Origin of the sequence: Pseudomonas sp. CIP-10 (assembly GCF_020911845.1) — a bacterium.
In the GTDB taxonomy this organism is placed as follows: domain Bacteria; phylum Pseudomonadota; class Gammaproteobacteria; order Pseudomonadales; family Pseudomonadaceae; genus Aquipseudomonas; species Aquipseudomonas alloputida.
The window spans coordinates 2,598,896-2,618,623 of the sequence record NZ_CP087160.1; the positions used below are offsets into that span (position 1 = coordinate 2,598,896).

Here is a 19,728-nt window from a genome sequence, read left to right on the forward strand (position 1 = left end):
GCTGAAGTCGACCGGAAATACAGGGTTACTTCAGACCTTCCCTAGATATGGGGGAGTCCAGCGTGCTGGAAGCTCGGGAGTTATGGATTGCATATTTAGAGTTTGTTGTGATCTCTGCCCTCATGGACGGTACTGGAAGTGCAAATAACGGCTACATCAGCGGTATCGATAAGAAGCGCCGTCTCCTGTACACCAGCGATGGTACTAATTGGCTTCGCCGGTTGGACGAGATTCTCAAGATTGCACGAAAATTTCTCGACAAAGACGGTACTCTCGTGGTCGCCTCGCCTGATGCTGCTGCGAAACCTTTTCCCAAAGATGCCATGCTTGAGAGGGTAATTAGCAATATAGCAATCATCCCTGGCCAACCATTTTCTATTGATGAAATTGAGAGTGAAATCTACACCAGTTATAAATTGACTCACTTGGAAGGTTTGCGCAACAGCTGCGTCATCGAGAAAGAGGAAGACTATCGCACCTTGGCACCAGGCCGGGATCAACTGCTTGAGCTCAGGAAGAATTTGAATGAAATTATTAATTAGAGATCACGATTTTAAGTTTCTCATCGCTGAGTTCGATGGCATGGCGTTTCACATGTTTCGCTCTGATGATTCGCTATCCTATATTTCGTGTATTGCCTGCCTGTGTCATGAGTCGTCAGATGTCGTAAAAAACTGGCGCGTAATCCAAAACCTGGTTTCGGTTCACCACCAGCCAGCTGGGAACCTTGCTGCCTGGAACATCTATATCGCTTTTGTGACGATTGGCACTGTGCCGCTTTGGGATAAATACCAGATCGAGAATAATAAGTATGCTGCTAGGAAACTCATAATTGATGGGTTATCCAAATGGCCCGCCCTTGAGCAATTGACTGATATTTTGGAAGAACACCTCTTAGGGGCAGACTTAACGCTGGATCCTCGTGTTACGGAAACCCGAGAGCCGTTGCTGTCACTGGAGAAATTCGTGCGTGGCGCGCCGCTGGATCAAAAGACAGATTCCAAGGAAAAGCGCGCGTCAATGATTAACGAAATCATAGAATCTCTGAATAAAAATGAAAATCAAAAAAGTTGAAATCGAAGCGTTTCGTGCTTACAAGATGAAATCAGAAGGTACATTCGATTTTACGACTGCTGATGATCGACCTTCTAACTTTGTGGCGATATTTGCTCCTAATGGGTTTGGTAAAAGCTCATTTTATGATGCTGTCGAATGGGCGGTTACGAACCATTTGGAGCGTTTTAATGGCGACTACAATAGAGCCAGTTATGAAGGCGCCGCCCGTGCAACCAAGGATGCGGGCAGGGGGCAGGAGATCCTTCGAAATAAATTCGTCTATGACGAGGACGTTAAAACTCGGGTAGTCGTTTCAACGACGCTCACTACTCCATTTATACGAGAATTGGGAAAAATACGCACCAATGGGCGCGACTTGCGCTTTGGGGAAAGAGGTCGCGAAAATGACTATTTCCGGCGTGTCATCCTGGGTCAGGATGAGATTGACAGGTTCCTTCGAGAGGCGAAGCCGCAAGAACGCTATACGAAGTTTATGGACAGTTTTGGTGGGGAGACTGAGAAGGTACGCAAGGAACTAACGATACTTATCCACGATAACCAGGCTGCACTTCAGGGTTTGGATGTGCAGCGTGAAGCTATTATTGCGGAGCTTAATCGGCCTATCGACCTCTCCATCTTTGATAGTTTCAATGCGGTGGCAACGCAACTCAATGCTGCGGGTGAAAACATCCTACTGGCGGACGAGCATTTTTCCGCTCAGACTGAGCATGCACTGAATGCAAGCCTTGTATTCCGACAGCATGAGTTGAGCGTAGAGAGGGAAGCTAATGTTCGGTCGGTTGACGCTCTTGCAGACAGACTTATAAAGCTTCCTGAGATTGAACTCCACAGCCAATTCATCACCGATCAGAAGGAAATCTCTGGCAGGCTTGATCAGGGTGTAAAAGATGCTGATCGCTATGAAGAGCTTCTGAGTGCACATGAAAAAAGTTTAAGCGATGTCCAAGTCTCAAATCAGCGTTCGGCAGATATTGCTGGTGTGATCAATCATTCCGTTGGGTTCTTTCAGTTTGAAACACGCCTTAATGATATCGCTCAACGCCAGATAATACTGGGAGAGATACGTTCAGGTCACGGCGCAGAGTTGTCGGGGCTAGCCAAATCCTTAGGCGATATTAACCAGGAACTCAATGCGGCCGATGATCGCGTTGCCTTTCTAAGGAACTCTATTGATAATGCTGGGCCAATATACGCTGAGCTAAAATCCAATCGTGCTCGCATCGAGGTTATCGCTCAGCAATTGGCTGAGAAAGAAATTGCGGCTCGCCTGGATTCAGCAAAATTTGAAGGCCTTCAATTTAATCTGAAACAGATATCCGATTTCGAACTTACTGCAAGCTTTATCTTATCTACAGATGAAGGTGCAAAATATCTAAGTCAGGATAGGATTGAGCGCTTGACCAAGTGTTTTGGTGAGCTGAATTCCATTGATCTTCATGATAAGACTGTGCACGCAACTCAGTCAGCCTTGGCTGACCAGATGGGCGTGCACGAACGTTTGATTTCGACCGGCCTGGACTACCTTAGCGCATGGCCATCCCATATTTGCCCGCTGTGCAGCGCACCTCATGAAGATGCGGAAAAACTCAGAGAGAAAGTTAAATCGCAGACGTTGCTGTCGCGGCTGAGTCAGGAAAACGCCGAGCTGCTCGCTCGGTCCGAAACACGTCGTAAGCAGCTGCTGGATGAAGTGAAATCTATCACGCAAGTAGCGGAAGAGGCACATGGACAGCATTTGGCTGATCTTCGGGGAAAAATTAAGCAGTTGGGTGCAAGGCTGGAGCTAATTGAACGAGAAAAGTCTGATCTGGAGGTGGAAAAGCGTGCTTTAGAAGACAGAATCAACACTCTTGATAAAACTGTGTGGAGTCTCGATCAGGATGAGCTTGTCACCCGTGCCCATGGAGAGATCGCTCAGCTTACTCTCAAACGCTCCGGATTTGTGAGTCGTCAGACTGAGTTGTCTGACGAAATTGCACAGCTCACTCGCAAAATTTCACATATTGAGGCCGATTTGCAGGCTCTAAAAACGGAAGCCGATACCCTCAAGTCGCAAGCATCGTACCTGTTGGTCTCTGAGTATTTGGTCAATAATGGTGTGAATTCGGCCCAGTTGGCTGAACACTGCCAGTCCGAGAAGAATAAAGTTGAAGCACAACTTGCTAGCGCCAAGGCCACAGTTAATGAGCTGGCGGCTCAGTGTACTGCACTCCAGCAGAAGATGGTATCCGATGGCACATGGTTAAATTTTGCTCAACTTCGATCTCAAAAGGATGGGCTTGATCTGGAATTGGCTCGCGCTCAGTCCGCTATTAACGCTTTCTATGAAAGTCTTGCTACTTTCATTGTTGTTCGCTTAGAGGACAGTTTAGACCAGGTCAAAGCATTGATCAGTAACGAACTGCAAATCCGTCGCGTGCGCACCGAGCAACTTGAAGCCGCGGAAAACAGTTTCAAGTTGCTGTTGGAGCTGATGGCTTCCTTCAAGCCTTATCTCAAGAGATTATCCCTTCAAGGTGAGTTGGCTGACTTGGAAGTGGAACTGGATCAGCGTAACCAGGTGGACGCGCTCCTGAGCGCGGAACGAGCTTCTGTGATCGAACAGCTGAAGACATTGATTAATAATTTCTTCTACGAAGATCTTATCAATGTTATTTACAGAAAAATTGACCCGCATCCGTCTTTTAAAAAGGTAGAGTTCAAGCCGGATTTTGACTCTGCTAACCCCGGATTGAATATTGTAGTGAGTGACGAAGAAGGGATTTTGATTTCGCCAATCCTGTACTTCAGCGCTGCTCAATCCAACATCCTCAGTCTCAGTGTTTTCCTGGCCAGCGCTCTTCACGCCAAGGATGATCAGGGAAGGCCGATCGATGTAGTGATGATTGATGACCCTATTCAGTCCATGGATTCCATTAATATTCTCTCGACCATCGATCTATTGCGAAGTATCTGCCTCCAGTTTGATAAACAAGTTATTATTTCTACACACGACGAAAATTTCTTTGGCCTTCTTCAGCGCAAAATCCCAGCTGAGATTTTTGGAGCAAAGTTCCTGCAATTGGAGAAGTTTGGAGTGGTAGTGCCGGTCGAGCCATTCCTCAATTAGCGCGTGTTTACGGAAGGGGTGAGGCCCCTTCCGTGAGGAGATGCCATCCTCTGACTTGGCCAGCAGGTAGGCGCGAAGCTTGTCGGTGGCAGTCTTGCTGACTGGCCCTAAGTGTTCTCCAGCCAACATCGTGGGGCTCGTTCAGCTTGAATTCGTTCTTATACTCATGGTGCGGAACTGTCAGCAAGTGATGCTGCAGCGCTAGTTTAGGTGCATGAGGTGCTTGGTCGGGTTGGCACCGATGCTCTGTGCCGTGGACGCCCGGTCAGCTGCAGCACCAACTCTCCGAAGTTCCCGGCGTACTCGTAGCAGACAGATCAGTCCAGCTGCTACACCAAACAGGTTGTTTTTCTGGTCGGAGTGGTAGCGGATACGACATGGCTGGTTCAAAGCGCCGTGTCAACACCTGTCGCGCTAATGCGTACGAGATCAAGCAGTCACACACCTAAATGTGGTTTTAGGCATTTTTCTACTGTTTATTTGAACAGTATTTTGAGAAAGTGGTGATGGATTGGTTTGCGTCGTCTCAATCGATCTGCGACGTTTCGAATGTGCAATGACGTAGGGCCGTATGCAGGTAGGCAAAGGACTTTGGCATGATGATACGAAAACTAGGGTTTCCGGACGGTCCATTGGAGAAGATTGTTGTGGAAACCAGCAGCTACCAAGCGTTTCGCGCCAATGTTCTGGAGTTCGCAAACAGGGATCGGAAATCAGCTGCCAGCTGGTGTGATCACGAAGATGGGGGCCCCGCTGGCTACTGGTGGAGCCGGGAGCAAGTTCGTCAGGGGCGAGAGTGGGTCTGTGAAAATCTGCCAACCTTGCTGGCGCAAGTCCCGGAAAGTGAGCGGCATATCCGTCGGCTGTTGGGTGTCCCCGAGGTGATTCCACTGGTTGTGGAGCGCTGGCCGCTATGGCGTTGTGGTGTGCAGTTCTTCATGCCTATGTATTTCGCCTGGCGATACGTACGCGGTGCACTACTCGAAGTGAAGACCTACGAGGGTAGGGCCTATTTGTTCAAGTGCTCCTTTAAACGCGTACTAGCCTGTCGCCTGGAGTTCTACTCACCAGCTATCGACTGGGCGCTGCGGCATTTCGAGACTCCTTCATGGCAAGAAGCCAGTGAGCTGTCGCGGCAGGATCCGGGGTGGGTCAAAGCGACCTGTCGCCTCGGATTGCGCAAGATGGCACAGGTAATTCCTTATGCCCAATATGGTCATGGCCAAGTCGATGGGGCGTTTGCCGACCTCCTTGTGCAGATGAAGGTCATCACGACAGTCGACGAATTGCAATGGCTCGACTATCGCGAACCGTACGACTACAACCGCTCGGAGCGTCATTCGCCAACTTGGCGGAAGGTTCGGAAAATGGTGATGCTGATGGTTCACCACGGCATTGCCCGGCGATCTATTGCAGAGCTTTTTAGATATTCGCTGTCGTCATTCAACGTTGAGCGGCTGGAGGCTAACCTGGTTTGCATACAAACCAGTGGTCTGCAGGAAACCACCGCGCTTTTTACTGCTGTTGGAGACTTGCTGTGGCGTACCAGGCCGGCCAACTGGGACTTCCTTCTGAATGTAGTTGGAGCAAACAGCTGCCATGACATCCAACGCTTCACCAAACTCTTGGAGGCCTCCGCACTGCCTTCGCGTGAAATGGCTGAGACGCTCATTGCACTGGGAGCTGGTATCGATGGCTTGGTACAGTGCCAGAAGTTGTTGATCGAAGCTGAGTCAAAAAACGTGGCAGCGTCCATCGCTGCCCTGCGGGTTTTGGCTAGTCCACCTCATGCGTTAACGATCGAAAATCTGGCCCTCTGCAGTGACTATTTGGCAGATCCCGAAAAGCTTTCTGAGTACCTTGCTGTCCTAGATAAGTACGGTTTTGGTTACGCTGCTGCAGTAGTCGCTTTCCAAACGTGTTACCGCAAGATGTACGTTCCAACCCTCGACAATTGGCTGGGGATCATAGGGACCCGAAGCGCAGGGGGGCAGTTGGAAAGTCTCGCGGAGTGGGTGCGTCGTAATAGCTCCGAGGGTAACGCAGATAGCTATCAGTATCTGATCCAAAGCATCCCGATGCCTGATTTCAAGCACCTCCAACAGGCTGAACCCCTTGTACGCTTCAGGCGCTCATTCCTAGAGTTTTTGGTGTTCCATAAAGGCTTGGTTACTATTCAGCAATTGCGCGACTGGTATTTCCCGGCACGCGGTGTTCAGGAGCTTGAGTGTTGTTCTGCTTTGGATGCAATCAACCTGCTTGTGTTGGACGACGCTTACACACGTAATAATTTCGCCTTCGTGACGAGCAATCAGGCCGCTATCTACGAGGCTGTGCGTGAGAGAGTCGACAGCCTCCTAGGGCCGCGACCTCGTCTTGGCGATGACACTGCACGGGATCAATATCATAAATCACACGAGGCTTTACGTTCGGCTGAGCGGGCAGCGCTGTTGCCCATCTTGCCTACCATTTTGACGCAGACTGGTGGACTTCTCCTGCAAAGCGTATTGCGATGCGCATGGCTACCGCCAGAGGTGATGCTGGCGCAACTCAATGCATTGACGCCTTTGATTGATGGCTTGCTTGCTGGACAGGGGCCCACTGGCCAGGTATTGAGCGAGCTTGAGACGGATGCTATAGGCATGTTCTACCGCACCTCGCCCGACACAGTTGCAAGAACTTGGCCCAGGGTGTTGGGGTATGAACATCATTTGGCTTCGCTAGTGCTGAGTAGCCACTATCCAATGGAGTGGACGCGCTCAATTCGTGAGCTGCGTGTACCGCTGGAGCGTAGCAGCCTGCTTGCATTGGCTCGTGCGAAGTTATTCTCGAAAAAGTTTTCTCGCTATGCTTCAGAGTCGACTTTCGACGCCTGTAAGTATCTACGGGCTAGACGCCTCGGAGAGAAGGCGCGTGACCCCTGGTCCTTGGCAGCACATCTGGGCGTCCTGTTCGCCGCTGCTGATCGTGTCCCGAGAAGTGGTGTAACTGAACCAGCCGAAGGCGCCCTGCGGGCGAAAGAGGATGGTCATCGTGGTTCTTGGCTAACGTTGAGTTTGCGGACTTAACCTTCACCAGAGAAACCACGATGACCAAGCCCACTATCGCACTGACCGAGTTGGTTGAGAAAGGGGCAGACGCTGATCTGCTCAAGCAAATGATCCAGTTCGTTGCCCAGCGCATGATGGAGTTCGATGTCGAAAGCCTGTGCGGCGCCGGCTTCGACGTTAAAAGCGCTGACCGGATAAACAGCCGCAACGGCTACCGTGACCGCCTCTGGCAAACCCGCGCCGGCGATGTCGATCTCAAGATCCCGAAACTGCGTCAGGGCAGCTATTTCCCCGGCTTTCTTGAGCCTCGCCGTACTGCCGAGAAGGCCATGGCGGCGGTGATCCAGGAAGCCTATATCCAAGGCGTTTCAACGCGTTCGGTGGACGAGCTGGTCAAGGCCATGGGCATGACCGGCATTTCCAAGAGCCAGGTGTCACGGCTGGCCGGCGAGATCGATGAACGCGTCCACGCCTTCCTTGATCGGCCTCTGGAAGGCGACTGGCCTTACCTGTGGATCGACGCCACTTACGTCAAGGTGCGGGAGGCCGGACGCATCGTCTCGGTCGCCGTAATAATCGCCGTGGCCGTGAACACTGATGGAGGCCGCGAAGTCCTGGGTATGCGGGTTGGACCGTCGGAGGCCGAGCCGTTCTGGACGGACTTCCTGCGAAGCCTGATGCGGCGCGGCCTGCGTGGCGTGAAGTTGGTCATCTCTGATGCCCACGAAGGTCTGAAGGCTGCGGTTTCCAAGGTCTTCAATGCGACCTGGCAGCGCTGCCGCGTGCATTTCATGCGCAACGCCATGGCCCATGTCGGCAAGGGCCAGCGCACCATGGTAGCGGCGCTTCTGCGCACGGTTTTCGCCCAGGATAGCCGCGCTGAATGTCATCAGCAGTGGCGCCTGGTGGCTGACCAACTGCGCGAAAAGTACCCCAAGATCGCGACACTCATGGACGGCTGCGAGGACGAAGTGCTGGCGCACATGGCGTTTCCCAAAGCGCATCGACAGCAACTGCACAGCACCAACCCACTGGAGCGGCTCAACGCAGAGATCAAGCGCCGCACCGACGTCGTGGGCATCTTCCCCAACGATCCTGCGATCACAAGGCTGGTAGGGGCGATGCTGCTGGAGCAGAACGACGAATGGTGCCTGCAACGGCGATATATGCAGTTGGAGGCCTTTGAAGCAGTCAGCGATAATCCACAGGCCAAGCTGTCGGCCGTGATCAACTAAACGGCAAACTCAGTGGCCAGAGCCATGATGAGTTACACCACTTCCTGGGACACGATCCCGCTGCTGATGGAGATTCGATCTTTGATCATTGGATAACGCACGAGCTGGACGGTATGTCACAAGTTGTGGAGGAGGGCGCCGACGTAGCGCTGCGCCTAGAACAACTTGACCAAATCTTCAGCACGACGTTGCCAGACGCCCTCAAGGGGCATGCCGAAACATTTGCCCGTCGTTTCAGCGAGGCAGATGCGGCATTTCTGGCGGGTCGTCTGGTGGGTGAAAAGGCGAAATTTCAAGGTGCCACTGGACGGGAACGGTTACTTGAGGCCCTGCATAAGACGCAGGTAAGCGTGCTTGAGACTTGCGTACGTTGGGTGCACCGGGAACGGCGCAAGTTTGTCAAGATCAAGCAAGGCCAAAACGCGACGAAGCTGAATGCGATACTGTCGAAGCACCCGGCTGTGTATTTTGCCAAACACGCTGCCAATCTGTGTACGCGAGAAAATGTGTCTATGTGGTACGAGAAACGTTGCGCACATTTGGTTGTGCTTGATCCCGCTCAAAGGCGTTTGGCAGGGATGGCATTGGTTTATTTCGAACCCATTGTTGCTTTGGATAGTAGTCGCGATGCGCTAATCATTCGTGCGATTAACCCGATGGACGATATGTTGGCGACTCATTCGATCTCTTCGATCGTGGATGCAGTCATGGATGTTGTTATCGCAATCGCCAAATCCAACGATCTTGCCGCCGTGGCTATCCCATGGCACAACGGGTGCCATCTACTTTCAAACCAGAGCCGCATCGAGAAAGATTTGGAAAAACGTTTTATCAATCGCGCTGTTCCGTATTGGGCGCCACGCTCTAGCAGTGCTCACGAAAAGGACCCGAGCGAGTGGCGTGCCCGCCCTCGGGGTGTCAGCGCCAAGTTCTATGCCTATGCTCACGGAGATGAGGAGGTGACGAAACTTTTCGCTATCTGGAGTAATGGTGTAGGGGAGCGCATGGTAGAGGAGGAGTACGCGTGCTTAGAGGAGTGATAACCGAATTAAATTGACCCTGCCGGGCGGAGCTATACAGGTCTCTATCACGTAAAGTAGGGGATTTACTGCTTGCACAAGTGGGCGCGAAACTGAGTGTTTCTGGGGCGCTGCGGTTGGCGCATCATACTGCTTCTGGGCTCTGTATAAAATCTGAGAAACCTAACGGTCGGCCTCTGACCGCGGAGAGTTTAAGTCTACCGCCAAAGTTAGAGGCGTCTGAGAAAGAGCTGATGAGTGGCTCCACGAAGGCAGCCGAGCTGCAAAAGGCTAGGGCTGCGAAACGAGTCGGATGAGTCTGGTTACTTGTATACGATCTCTGGTATCAGCAGCCAGTTACTATGTATAATCTAAGAGCACAATGTGAGAAAAGGATTGTCGGTGAGCGGTTCAATAAAAATACAGGTGGCGTCGCGAAGAAGATAGCCATTGAGGGAGCTGGTTTTACGCGGGCCTTTGACTTTGCAAGTCCATATGTTTTGGCCGTTGGGTCGTTTCAGATGGACACCCAGGTTTTCAAAATGGCGTTGGGTGCGCCGCCAACCCTCGATCTTGTCGTTTCCATCAAAAGGTACTGGGTACTCCGCAGCGTAGCGTTGGAAAATGCCCGGCGTGACCAGGAAAAAAGTGCCGTCCACGGTGTGGACCTTGGCTTTGCTGTCGTTGACCACTAAGCGATGAGTATGGATTCCCTCGCGTAGCCACTCGAGAAAGGCGAGCCCTGCGGCATTCTGGTGTGGAGCAGCGGCGGATTGCAGGCTTACTGTGCTTGATGCAGTTTCGACCTCGTGTGGCACTTGCAACATGTCCATCAAATCGTCGAGGTAGTCGAAATCCTGATTCACTTGCTCGGAGGCGTGCAGTTTTTCTTCCAGAGCCGCTTGCGGCCGATCTGGGGCTGACTCGCTGGTTTCATCAGTCGGCAGGGAATCGTTCATCATCGGCTCAACCGTGCCACTGAAGCAGTCTGGCCGAGGTTCATTGGCCCAAATCAGGCCCGGCCGCAGGCGAAGAAAGGTAAAACGATGCTGCCAGTCCCCGTCTGTGACGGCGGCGCTCCACACCGCTTTCCCTTCACCTGTCGCATCCACCAATCCATGTGATTGCAGCTCATCGAATAAGGCGATATTGGAGGAGGGGATACCATCCACGGATTGAGCCAGCAGGTAGGCACGCAGTTTGTCTGTCGCAGTTTTGCTGACCAACCACAGGTGCTCCTCGGTGAGCCAGCCGGCCGCGCCGGGATGGTTGAGCTTGAATTCGTTCTTGATCAGGTGGCGCAGCCCAGTCAACAGGTGATGCTGCAGCGAGTGTTTGGGTGCCTGCAAGGCTTTAGCAGGATTAGCCCCGATGTTCTGTGCCGTGGACACCCGGTCGGCTTGCAGCACCAGCTCCCCGAGGGTGCCGGCGAGCTCGTAGTGGTCGGCCAGCAAGGACAGCAATTGCCCCAACAAGGCAGGGTAGCTGCTGAGCCAGTCGAGCAACGCGGGCGTCAAGATCTGCGTATACAGCAGCCCGGCGGCGGCGCTGTGTAGCTGGTAATTCCGGTCGGGGTGGTAGCGGAAGCGGTAAGGCTGGTTCAGGGGGCCGTGCCAGGGGTGCCAGCGTTCACCATTCTGGTACTCGACCTGGAGATCGACGGCAATTTTACCAATGTCATGGAGCAGGGCGCCGTAGGCGATGGCGGCGCTCCAGGCATCAGCCTGCGCGGCTTGGTCTTCGGGTGCCGCGCCGCTGGGGAGTAAGTAGGACTGGCGTAACTTCAGGCTGCACGCCACCAGCTCCAAGCCGTGGTCGAGCATGCCACCTGGATAGGCATGGTGATGGGTCTCACTGGCCGGTAGTTGCTGCACATAGGTGGCGTAGCGACGGATCGGTTCGAGGTAGAGTTGTTCGAACTGTAGCGGGGAGAGGGCCGTGTATTGCCAGATGCGCTCGAGCAGCCTTTTTCGGTGGCTGGCAGCGAGCAGTGATTCCGCCGACAGTGGCTGATGAAAGCCCTCGGCGGCGGGGATGATCTCTTCGGGAGGGCCTTTTTGCGGTTTGAACCACCAGCGTTTCATCGCAGTACCTGCCTTGCGTTCAAAAGGTCCTTTTGCCTTTTAGGATAAGCCTCTTACCCTTGCGCCCCCTTCCATTGATGCCATTACCCTTTACCGCCTTGGCCTCTTTCGCGAGTGCGATAATCCGAAGTCTGGCGCGTCGGGTTAGCCGGCCGATCGGCATAGCCGACCTTTTCGAGTGGGGGTAGACTGCCCGGCATCATGTTTCTGACCTGGGGCGCTGATGACGCTGAGTGATGCGGTATTGATCGTGCTGCTGGCGGACCGAATTCATGGCACAGATGCTGCCATACGGTCTGCCGCCAAGCGCTGTGCGAAAAAGTTGCCGCGTAGCCAGCGCGACATCTTGTTCAAGATTGGCAACAGCGCGGCGCCTCGCGAAGTGGTGGCCCATCTCTGTCAGAACTTGGCTGACTGATCTGTCATAGAGTTTTGCAATTAATGAGCATGAAATGACTCTTAGATTGGGAATTAATACTCGGATATTGAGTGTGTCTCAGTTAGTATTCCTTCACGTGTCTCATGCCTAGGGAAAATTTCTCATGTCCAAACTTGCCGAATTCAAAGCACTGGAAGCTCAACTGGCCGCGCAACTTCAACAGCTGGATGCGATGAAAAACGATTCCGGCCTGAAGCAGGAAATCGAGTTTGAGCAGAAGCTCAGGGCGTTGCTGGAAGAATACGGCATGAGCCTGCGCCAAGTGATCAGCATCCTGGATCCGTCCAAGGGCGTGAGCGTGAGTGCCGTAAGCGCGTCGAGCGGTGCTCAGCGCAAGCCGCGCGAGGTCAAGCGCTACAAGAACCCGCACAGCGGCGAGGTCGTGGAAACCAAGGGTGGCAATCACAAGATCCTCAAGCAGTGGAAGCAGGAACACGGGTCGCAAACCGTCGAGAGCTGGCTGGAGTAATCGACTCCGCGTTAGCGGTCGATGCCGGCCCTGCAGAAAAAACAAAGGCCCCAAATCGGGGCCTTTTAGCTGGTTGAGGGAAATCACGCCGTGAGTCGCTCCGTCGCTTCAGTGGCGTGATGGGACTGCAGTGCCAGTAAGTACTCCGAGGCCTCACGGGCCTGGCCACTGGCGCGGAAGATCGCGCGCTTGTCCTCCTTGAGGATCTTCAGCCAGGAGGCCAGGTACTCCTCGTGGCGCAATTCTCCCTGGGTGGCGGTCAGTGCGCAGAGAAACGCTGCGCCCATTTCCGCGATCAGTTCCTCGAAGGCATAGGCTGCGGAACCGAACGCGTGCCCGCCGGTAATGCCATCGCGATTCAGCCGTGATCGATGACCCGACCAGTGAGTCAGCTCGTGCAGAGCCGTCGCGTAGTAGCTGCCGACGTCCTCGAATTGAGCCTTGGTGGGCAGTTGGATGCGATCGCGCAGCGGCTGATAGAACGCGCTATCGCCGTAGCAATGCTCGATCTGCGCGCCGCTGGCTAGCAGCAGCTGCTCGGCCGGGGCATGGTCGATGAAGGCGGGCGGCTCGGTGAGCTCCGCAGGGGCTGGCTCCTCGTCAGGCAAGCCTTCGGTCTGTTCGATGTTGAACAGGCAGTGCGTGCGCAAGAGGGCGAACTGCACCATCTTGATATTGCCTTGGTCATCGCGAACGATCTGGCCGTCCTCGTCGTGCGCCTCCTTGCTCATTGGTTTGTACAGCACCGCGAGGGTGGATTGCTCGCCCTTGCGTACATGGCCACCCGCTTTGCGTGCCTGGTTGAAGGTCAGCCAGCGATCCTGGGTGAAACCTCGCAGGCGCGCCTCAGCCCACAGCAGTGGAATGTTGATGCCGGCGTAGGGCCGCCGGGTGATAGCGTTGATTGGAAAAGGGGAGTCAGCTTTTGAACCGGTGGTGGTCCAGGGTTTGATCCAGGGGATCACGCCTTGGCTCAAGGCGCTGACGATCTTGTTGGTGACATCCAGATAGACATCGGACATGGCGTTCTCCGGGCGTGTAGGGGGAACGCTGCCCAGCCGGGAAGGGTTCCCGGTGGGGTAGTCAGGCAGTAGCGGTGCTGCAGGGTCAGAGGGCGGCGACATCTACTACGATCTCGCCGGGTAGCCGGATAAGCAGAAAAGCCGGGCCGTTGCGTGGCGTGATGCGAGCCAGCTGAAGCTGCGGCAGGTGAGGAGGCACTGAAGTGCCGTTGCTCCGCGAAAGGTCGAGTTGCAGCTCGATGGGGCAGTGTGAGATACGCGAAGCCGAGGTCAGCACGCTGTTGAGCAGGTCAGCCAAGCGCAGGCCTGACTGTCTGATCGGCTCCTCGCCTGTGGCAGGTGCAATGAATTGCTGCCAAACGCCTGGGCTAAGTACCACAGCGTTGGAAAAGCGCTTCATCCTGGACATTGGGGCCTCCGCGTAGCTGATCCCGCGACACCTGCAGTGAGGTTCGTGCGTGGACCTGCTCAATCCGAACAAGGCATTGAGCAGGGGACGTTTATGTATTAAGCCGCGCTTGGCCGTGAGGTCAATCTCCGATCCCTACCTCCAATGGAGGTCTCTATCCAGGGGGTTCCAGGGGAGAGTTACGGCCCTGGATTCCTGACAAACGGCGATCTTCAATCGACTGAAACATGATGCGAGAGGCGTCCAGAGAGGCCCGGTTAAGGTGCCGCTCTGGATGCGCGTGGAGCTCGCTTCTGCGTTCAAGATTTGCCTGCGGGGTCAACCTCGGCGGCCAAGTACAGGTGGGTGGAAGTGGCCTCCACCACCAGCGATCCTGCGGTGCCGCGAAGGCTGGCAAGGACAGGGTCGTGGATGTCGAAGTACTCGGCAAAATCATCGCCGCCGAATTCATCGCAGGCGCGATTCCACCAGGTGTCGAAGTCGTCGACGTTGGGATTGCAGCCGGTGGCATAGGCCACGCGTTTGCGGCCACCGCCATCCGGTTTGCTTTCGCCGATCTCGGACATGAGGTAAACACCGTGGTCCTTCACCAATATCAATCTGCAACTATTAATACCGGCCTCGGCCAACACGGCGTGAAGTTCAGTGCCTGTGAAACGCAGCATGATGAGATCCTCCAGAGGGTGCGCAGGAACGCCACCCGTGTGGGAGAGTTCCCAGCACTGGAATGGATGTGAGTAGGGTGCAACGAAGACGTAGGTTCAGTGAACCCGGGGGATTAGAAAGCGTTCATCACCGGGGAACGGTGACCATGCGAGCTGCCGAACGCGAATCGCACTTCAGGGTAACCATCACATGCGTGACGTAGCCTCAAAGGTTATGGCTACCTGGGGTGCTGGAAAACCAGCGATTGCACTTACTCAATACCAGGCAGGATGGTTGGGGTCAACGGCGGAAGCGGTGCACAATCAGGCTGCAAGTCCACAACGTTCCAAGGAGATGTTTCAGTCGGCTGCTGAGCGATGAGCGGTGCTGTTCGAATTTCGGAAAGGAGTAGACTTTAATCTTGGATCCAACGGGCTGTTTGCCTGTGGAGGTACAAGATGACAAGTCAATTCCGTCCTTCATTTTCGGGCCACCTAGGTTCTTGCTTGGGAAAAGCTTGGCGGAATTTGGTCTCCAAGCTATCTGGCTCTCGTAGTCTGACTCAAAGTCCACGTAGACAATTTTTTGTGACAGCAGTCAGCAAATTGCTTTGCGTGTTTGGTCTTGCTGCTGTAGCTCTCGCTTTTGCTTTGCTGATCATCACCAACCTGACAGTTGCGCTGCTTCGTAGCTGGTGGGAGAACGACGAACCTGTAGCGAGTCGAGACGAATCAGTCCCAGACTCTCTGGGTGCTGACCTCTATATTGGCGATTACGATAGCAACGGCCATTACATAGGTGACTTTAAGTCACCTGATTGATTTCTTGCCGGCACTCGTCAATTGCGCTGTGCCTTTGCTTGCGGCGTCGGTCGCATTTTTGCCCCCACTTGCCAACATGCTCTGGATCCCGTTACCCACGGCATAGCCTGCCCAGCTCATAGTGCCCACGAACAGAGCTGGCAAGACAATGAACATTGCGCCCATGACATACTCGATCACCTGCGCGGTTACCGTTCCGTCCATGAAGCCTGCTGTCGGCAACGACAACAGTGCCTGATCTGTGGCAGAAACTTGGTTGTACAGCGTTTCGAGCATGCTCGAGTCGATCCAGCGCGCGAGCTCCCACCAGAACGTCAGCATGTGCAGCGTGAACAGCGCGAATGTGATCGTCATAAGCGCCTTGAGTTGGTAGGTGCTGATCAGCAGTACCAGCGGCAAGCTGATGATCGTGCCCATGATCAGAAAGGCCTGGACCATTGGCAATGCCGCGCGTAGTGCATTCATTGCCGGGAAGTTGCTGAACGAGCCTAGGGCCAGGCCGGTGTTAGTGGCCAGGTTGTTCAGCCCTTGTGTCAGCGAACCGCCGCGGGCGCTACTGCCGTAGTCCTGGAACACTTGCCCAGGCGCCATGCTCAATGACTGCTGCCGTGGGCTCACCAGCTCGCGCAAGGTGGCGTCTTCGACCTCCGTAGCGGTGCGCCCCGTCAGCCAGCCCCGTAGCTGCGATAGCAGTGATGGATCAACCTCGGCCACCAAGCGGTCGCGCAGTCCGATCGTGCCGTCGCTCCACCACTGCTTGCAGGTTGGGTAGCCGGCTCCACTGTCGAGCTGGGGTAGAGAGGTATCCCGGGTCTCGTCGTACGGCCAGTCGACTCTGGGCATTCGCGAGCGGTCGGTATCATAGTAGCCCGGCGTGTTGAGCAAGTAGGTCGAGCCTATCCAGGACGCATCGTAGCTTTGCGACTCGTCCAGCTCGGGGCGATTGGTAAACAGCCGCGAGCGCGAAAAGCCGTAGCAGTCCCGCGTGAAGTCAGCGACTTCCTGCAGCAGCACCTGGTCATTGATGCGCGTACTGTCGATCTCCATGCGCATCGCACGGATGTCGGGCGCACAGGGAATCGACGCGGTCGCGGCGGCGGTGATGCCTTTACTCATGGCATGCACGAGAAACCACCACACCGGCACGTTCGCTGACTTCTCGCCGATGGTATTGAAGGTCGTGCCCCAGGCCGTGTCGGCAGGCCTGGCCATGGACACCCCACAGCGCTGGCTCGCGGCATCGTCAAAAGTCACGGAGGACAGGTTCAGCGGGAAGAACGGCATGCAGCCAAACAGAATGACCACGTAGCTCATCCACAACCGGTTCTCGACGCGAGGGATCGACAGCAGGCCCTTGTTGCCCTCGTCGGCACCCTGTTGGCGAGCTGATAGCCATTCCTGGAGGATGATCGCACCGAAAGGGGCGGCGAACAGCCCGGTGTCCGCCAAGGTGTTCCAGATGCCGTTGTTGATGATCCAGGCCAGCAGCGACAGGTAGTACTCGAGGTAGCTGTTGGTGCTCATGTTCATGGCTGCACCTCACAGGCGAGACAGTTCGACCAGGATGATCGAGCTGAAGCCAATCAATCCCAAACGCTTTAACCGTTGCTGGTCCACAGGCGCAGGCCGCATGCGCAACGATGCGGCCCAACCGGTGAAGATCAGGGCGTACAGCAGGGCGCGCCACCACGCGAAGTAGGTGGCAGTTGCCCGCGTTGGTGCGAGCCAATCCAGTTGGGCGGCGGGCAGTTGAAGTGCCATCCAGGCAATCAGCAACATGATCAGCATGGTGCCGAGGATCAGCAGTACGTGGGCGATCGAGGGCCTCACAGAAAGCGGGATCATGGTGTGCTCCTTTCCTGTTCAGCCCGACGCAGTCGGTCCGGCTCCGGGTCGCGTTGATCGATGTTTCGCGAGGCGTCAGCACCGCCGGCCTGACGATCGAGGACCAGGCTGGCGGTATTGGTGGCCAGCGACTGACGTACCTGCAGCTCGGTTTGCAGCAGGCGAATCTCACGCTCCAGGGTTTCGACGTTGCTATTGAGGGCAGTGGTGGCGGGTTGTGCCGACGCCACGTTCGGTTCGTGGCTGCCGGCGAACAGCGTGCGCTGCAGCAGCATCGCCTTGTAGATCACGCTGGAAAGCGCGGTCTCACTGGCCAAGCGTCGGGCTAGCAAGTTCTGGTCGGGGTCATCGCGCAGGCCCTCGATGACGCCGCGGGAGACCTGCAGCAAGGGGCTGGAGACCTTGCCGAGGTTCTCCGGGGTGGGTTGATCGGCGCCCGAGACCATGCGCTGAAGGCCTTCCAGGTGTTCCGTGTAGGTTTCCTGGATCAGCGGCGAAAGGCCGGTACCGGCGGTTACGCGCAGCGTCTCGCAGTCGTCGCAGGTCTCCACCTCGGTTTCACCAAGCACCCGTGTCGCCCATTCCGAGGCATCCTCGGGACTCGACCAGGCCTGGCAGATAGCGCCATTCTGGCAAGCCGAACCGAGGGCGGAAGTGTCCTCGACGGATCGGTTGTGCAGCAGGTTGTAGCCGGCCTTGACCACATCCGAAGTCACCCGGATGGGTTGCTGGCCGTTGCCACCGGCTTTCTGCCCGCCGACCCAGCTTACGCCGTTGTTGCCGTTGTTGGACTCGGTATCCTTCACGGCCATGACGGCATCGCCGCCGGACTGCTCGAGGTTGTGCTGCATTTCCTGATTCTGGGCCAGCGCGCCCCAGCCGGCCTGGTCGACCTTGTCGGCCATTTTCGCCGCCATCGCCTGGCAAGTGAGTTTGGAACGATCGAAGTCGATGCGCCCCTGCAGCACGCCATTGCTCAGCAGCTCATACAGCCCGGGGTTGGCACGCTGGATGATCATTGCCGGAAGCGACATGACCGCCTGTGTGGCGTTCTGGATGACGTTGCCCATGATCTGCTGGAAGCCCTGGGTGGCACCATTGAGTTGGTTCTGCAGGGTGTTCGAGAGGTTCATGTTTCCGCACATCATGTTGGCCCGCCAGGACATGCCGACGCCGAGGCCGTTTGGACGGTAAAGCGAGGAGGGCGCTCCTGCCGCGGAGCCGCCGCCGATGGTGTACATCACGCGGTCATCCAGGACCTGGGCTTGGTCACCGAGGTGGTAGCCGTTCTCTGCGGCATGGCCTGCGGCAGACACAAGGAAGCACACCAACCCGAGCGCGAGGTTTTTCATCACTGACCTCCATCAAAGTCGATGCTGAACAGAAACGTCTGACCCATACGCTGGCAGCAGCCGTAGGGCCGCCACAGCGACCAGGCATAGGCGCCGTCGGCGCTCTGAATCGTTGGGCTGGGGAAGATGGCGCAGGTGTTCTGGATCACCGGGACCAGCAACTGCCAGCGGTGGTTGTTGACGTTGTTCTCCATCACCGGCTGCGGCGGCCAATAGCCGGGAGCCGGCATCGGCTGCAGCGGTAGATAGACATGCGGCTGGCCGACGCGGGTGATGAAGTCGCTGGCGCGCTGGGCCATCACGGCAGCTGCCTTGAAATCATCGGGCTGCACCAGAAAACCGTGGCGCGGATACACGCTGCCCCACATGTCCCCGAGAGCCTGGTTGCCGATCTCGCGCATCCCCGGGACCAGCGCCTGTGGGTAGACGGACTCGGGGATCGCCTGGCGCCACGCCAACGGGTCGAGCGTGCTGAGGTAGTAAGGCGCAAACGGCACGGCTCCGCTTGGGCAGGCATATCCGAATGTATGCGCGAGAGCTGTGAGGGCTGCCCCGCCGGGATGGCCGATGCCGTCGACGTTCTTGAACCGTGGCAGGTTATCGCGCTGCGGTGAAGGCGTGATCAGGTTGCCACCCCCTTGCGACGCCGGCGTCGGCATCGACAGCGCGGACATCTCGCTCCAGGGATTGGCGCCGGTGTCGGCATAGCTCGATATCACTAACTCGGGAATGAAGTGACGGATCTTCGGTGAGGTCCGCACCGTACAGCCGAAGGGCGTACAGAGCAGCCAGTAGCAGATGCCGACGACTCGGTACTCCAGGCACTGCAGCGACCCGACGGAGGCGATGATAGAAGGCGTGGTCAATGCCAGGCACTGCTCGGCGGCGACCAGCAGAGTTGCCGCGGTGAAGGCACGGCCACGGCGAGCCGTTCTGGGTTTCGGCGCTTTGCTTCGGAGGAAGGCGGTGACTTTCATGGGCAACGCTCGGCAGGTAGCAGTGTGCATCCGTGCGCCAAGTTTCAGCATCCCGGATCCGACACCGGAGGAGGGCGGACAAACCGAGTCCGGGGTGATCGGTTTTGTCGGGCGCTCGATTTAGCGGTGAGAGATAAGCAAAATGGCGAAGGAGTACAAATGTGCTCTTGTCGAA

17 protein-coding genes are annotated in these 19,728 nt (G+C 55.7%); 9 read left to right on the forward strand and 8 right to left on the reverse strand.

All coding sequences use genetic code 11. The features are described from left to right. Positions 1 to 62 precede the first annotated feature (62 nt). The 6 genes from LMH93_RS11850 to LMH93_RS11875 all read left to right on the forward strand — a co-directional run bounded on the left by LMH93_RS11850 (position 63) and on the right by LMH93_RS11875 (position 9,511). A complete protein-coding gene (locus LMH93_RS11850) occupies positions 63 to 542 on the forward strand; it encodes an ABC-three component system protein (protein WP_230065195.1) in 480 nt (159 codons plus the stop codon). Further along, positions 526 to 1,074 (forward strand): ABC-three component system middle component 1, encoded by a 549-nt coding sequence (locus LMH93_RS11855; RefSeq protein ID WP_230065196.1) that lies wholly within the window; start codon positions 526 to 528, stop codon positions 1,072 to 1,074. The genes LMH93_RS11850 and LMH93_RS11855 overlap by 17 nt, the downstream gene beginning before the upstream one ends. Then, positions 1,055 to 4,186 carry an AAA family ATPase gene (locus tag LMH93_RS11860; protein WP_230065197.1) on the forward strand — a complete coding sequence of 1,044 codons (3,132 nt, stop codon included), beginning with the start codon at positions 1,055 to 1,057 and terminating at the stop codon, positions 4,184 to 4,186. The genes LMH93_RS11855 and LMH93_RS11860 overlap by 20 nt, the downstream gene beginning before the upstream one ends. A gap of 596 nt (positions 4,187 to 4,782) precedes the next feature. Then, the gene (locus tag LMH93_RS11865; RefSeq protein ID WP_230065198.1) at positions 4,783 to 7,254 is read left to right on the forward strand and encodes a hypothetical protein; all 2,472 of its coding nucleotides are present in this window, start codon (positions 4,783 to 4,785) and stop codon (positions 7,252 to 7,254) included. A 20-nt stretch (positions 7,255 to 7,274) separates the two neighbouring features. Further along, on the forward strand, positions 7,275 to 8,471 hold the full coding sequence (locus LMH93_RS11870) for an IS256 family transposase (RefSeq protein WP_230064317.1): 1,197 nt from the start codon (positions 7,275 to 7,277) through the stop codon (positions 8,469 to 8,471). Positions 8,472 to 8,584: 113 nt separating this feature from the next. Next, positions 8,585 to 9,511 (forward strand): hypothetical protein, encoded by a 927-nt coding sequence (locus LMH93_RS11875; protein ID WP_230065199.1) that lies wholly within the window; start codon positions 8,585 to 8,587, stop codon positions 9,509 to 9,511. Positions 9,512 to 9,861: 350 nt separating this feature from the next. Here the strand turns inward: LMH93_RS11875 and mobH are convergent, their stop codons facing one another. Next, positions 9,862 to 11,574, reverse strand: a complete 1,713-nt coding sequence (gene mobH, locus LMH93_RS11880; RefSeq protein WP_230065200.1) for a MobH family relaxase — start codon at positions 11,572 to 11,574, stop codon at positions 9,862 to 9,864. Between the two features lie 223 nt (positions 11,575 to 11,797). Here mobH and LMH93_RS11885 point away from each other — a divergent pair, with 223 nt between their 5' ends. Then, positions 11,798 to 11,992 carry a DUF7740 domain-containing protein gene (locus LMH93_RS11885; protein WP_064492730.1) on the forward strand — a complete coding sequence of 65 codons (195 nt, stop codon included), beginning with the start codon at positions 11,798 to 11,800 and terminating at the stop codon, positions 11,990 to 11,992. Between the two features lie 124 nt (positions 11,993 to 12,116). Beyond that, entirely contained in the window at positions 12,117 to 12,482 is a 366-nt protein-coding gene (locus LMH93_RS11890; protein ID WP_230065201.1) for a histone-like nucleoid-structuring protein, MvaT/MvaU family, read from the forward strand. A gap of 83 nt (positions 12,483 to 12,565) precedes the next feature. On the opposite strand, the gene LMH93_RS11895 is transcribed toward LMH93_RS11890, so the two are convergent. The 3 genes from LMH93_RS11895 to LMH93_RS11905 form a co-directional block, all read right to left on the reverse strand. Then, positions 12,566 to 13,504, reverse strand: a complete 939-nt coding sequence (locus LMH93_RS11895) for an ArdC family protein (protein ID WP_230065202.1) — start codon at positions 13,502 to 13,504, stop codon at positions 12,566 to 12,568. 85 nt (positions 13,505 to 13,589) lie between these two features. Beyond that, positions 13,590 to 13,913 carry a hypothetical protein gene (locus tag LMH93_RS11900; RefSeq protein WP_230065203.1) on the reverse strand — a complete coding sequence of 108 codons (324 nt, stop codon included), beginning with the start codon at positions 13,911 to 13,913 and terminating at the stop codon, positions 13,590 to 13,592. A gap of 299 nt (positions 13,914 to 14,212) precedes the next feature. After that, a complete protein-coding gene (locus tag LMH93_RS11905) occupies positions 14,213 to 14,578 on the reverse strand; it encodes a DUF3085 domain-containing protein (RefSeq protein WP_230065204.1) in 366 nt (121 codons plus the stop codon). Positions 14,579 to 15,016: 438 nt separating this feature from the next. On the opposite strand from LMH93_RS11905, the gene LMH93_RS11910 reads away from it, so the two are divergent. Further along, positions 15,017 to 15,379, forward strand: coding sequence for a hypothetical protein (locus LMH93_RS11910; RefSeq protein WP_230065205.1), 363 nt, complete (start codon positions 15,017 to 15,019; stop codon positions 15,377 to 15,379). Here LMH93_RS11910 and LMH93_RS11915 read toward each other — a convergent pair. Genes LMH93_RS11915 through LMH93_RS11930 form a run of 4 tightly spaced genes read right to left on the reverse strand, consistent with a single transcriptional unit; the run spans position 15,368 to position 19,553 of the window. After that, entirely contained in the window at positions 15,368 to 16,909 is a 1,542-nt protein-coding gene (locus LMH93_RS11915; RefSeq protein WP_230065206.1) for a conjugal transfer protein TraG N-terminal domain-containing protein, read from the reverse strand. The genes LMH93_RS11910 and LMH93_RS11915 overlap by 12 nt on opposite strands. Positions 16,910 to 16,918: 9 nt before the next feature. Then, complete coding sequence (locus LMH93_RS11920) at positions 16,919 to 17,224, reverse strand: hypothetical protein (protein WP_230065207.1); 306 nt, start codon at positions 17,222 to 17,224, stop codon at positions 16,919 to 16,921. Continuing rightward, positions 17,221 to 18,576 (reverse strand): integrating conjugative element protein, encoded by a 1,356-nt coding sequence (locus LMH93_RS11925; RefSeq protein ID WP_230065208.1) that lies wholly within the window; start codon positions 18,574 to 18,576, stop codon positions 17,221 to 17,223. Before LMH93_RS11925 ends, LMH93_RS11920 begins: the two co-directional genes overlap by 4 nt. Then, entirely contained in the window at positions 18,576 to 19,553 is a 978-nt protein-coding gene (locus LMH93_RS11930) for a TIGR03756 family integrating conjugative element protein (protein WP_230065209.1), read from the reverse strand. The genes LMH93_RS11925 and LMH93_RS11930 overlap by 1 nt, the downstream gene beginning before the upstream one ends. Positions 19,554 to 19,728 lie beyond the last annotated feature (175 nt).

Bases quoted from the DNA above. Each gene is read 5' to 3' on its own strand.
- LMH93_RS11920 (WP_230065207.1), bottom strand. From the start codon at position 17,224: ATGATCCCGCTTTCTGTGAGGCCCTCGATCGCCCACGTACTGCTGATC.
- LMH93_RS11915 (WP_230065206.1), bottom strand. From the start codon at position 16,909: ATGAACATGAGCACCAACAGCTACCTCGAGTACTACCTGTCGCTGCTG.
- mobH (WP_230065200.1), bottom strand. From the start codon at position 11,574: ATGAAACGCTGGTGGTTCAAACCGCAAAAAGGCCCTCCCGAAGAGATC.
- LMH93_RS11895 (WP_230065202.1), bottom strand. From the start codon at position 13,504: ATGTCCGATGTCTATCTGGATGTCACCAACAAGATCGTCAGCGCCTTG.
- LMH93_RS11925 (WP_230065208.1), bottom strand. From the start codon at position 18,576: ATGAAAAACCTCGCGCTCGGGTTGGTGTGCTTCCTTGTGTCTGCCGCA.
- LMH93_RS11930 (WP_230065209.1), bottom strand. From the start codon at position 19,553: ATGAAAGTCACCGCCTTCCTCCGAAGCAAAGCGCCGAAACCCAGAACG.
- LMH93_RS11885 (WP_064492730.1), top strand. From the start codon at position 11,798: ATGACGCTGAGTGATGCGGTATTGATCGTGCTGCTGGCGGACCGAATT.
- LMH93_RS11890 (WP_230065201.1), top strand. From the start codon at position 12,117: ATGTCCAAACTTGCCGAATTCAAAGCACTGGAAGCTCAACTGGCCGCG.
- LMH93_RS11855 (WP_230065196.1), top strand. From the start codon at position 526: ATGAAATTATTAATTAGAGATCACGATTTTAAGTTTCTCATCGCTGAG.
- LMH93_RS11905 (WP_230065204.1), bottom strand. From the start codon at position 14,578: ATGCTGCGTTTCACAGGCACTGAACTTCACGCCGTGTTGGCCGAGGCC.
- LMH93_RS11900 (WP_230065203.1), bottom strand. From the start codon at position 13,913: ATGTCCAGGATGAAGCGCTTTTCCAACGCTGTGGTACTTAGCCCAGGC.
- LMH93_RS11865 (WP_230065198.1), top strand. From the start codon at position 4,783: ATGATGATACGAAAACTAGGGTTTCCGGACGGTCCATTGGAGAAGATT.
- LMH93_RS11860 (WP_230065197.1), top strand. From the start codon at position 1,055: ATGAAAATCAAAAAAGTTGAAATCGAAGCGTTTCGTGCTTACAAGATG.
- LMH93_RS11870 (WP_230064317.1), top strand. From the start codon at position 7,275: ATGACCAAGCCCACTATCGCACTGACCGAGTTGGTTGAGAAAGGGGCA.
- LMH93_RS11910 (WP_230065205.1), top strand. From the start codon at position 15,017: ATGACAAGTCAATTCCGTCCTTCATTTTCGGGCCACCTAGGTTCTTGC.
- LMH93_RS11875 (WP_230065199.1), top strand. From the start codon at position 8,585: ATGTCACAAGTTGTGGAGGAGGGCGCCGACGTAGCGCTGCGCCTAGAA.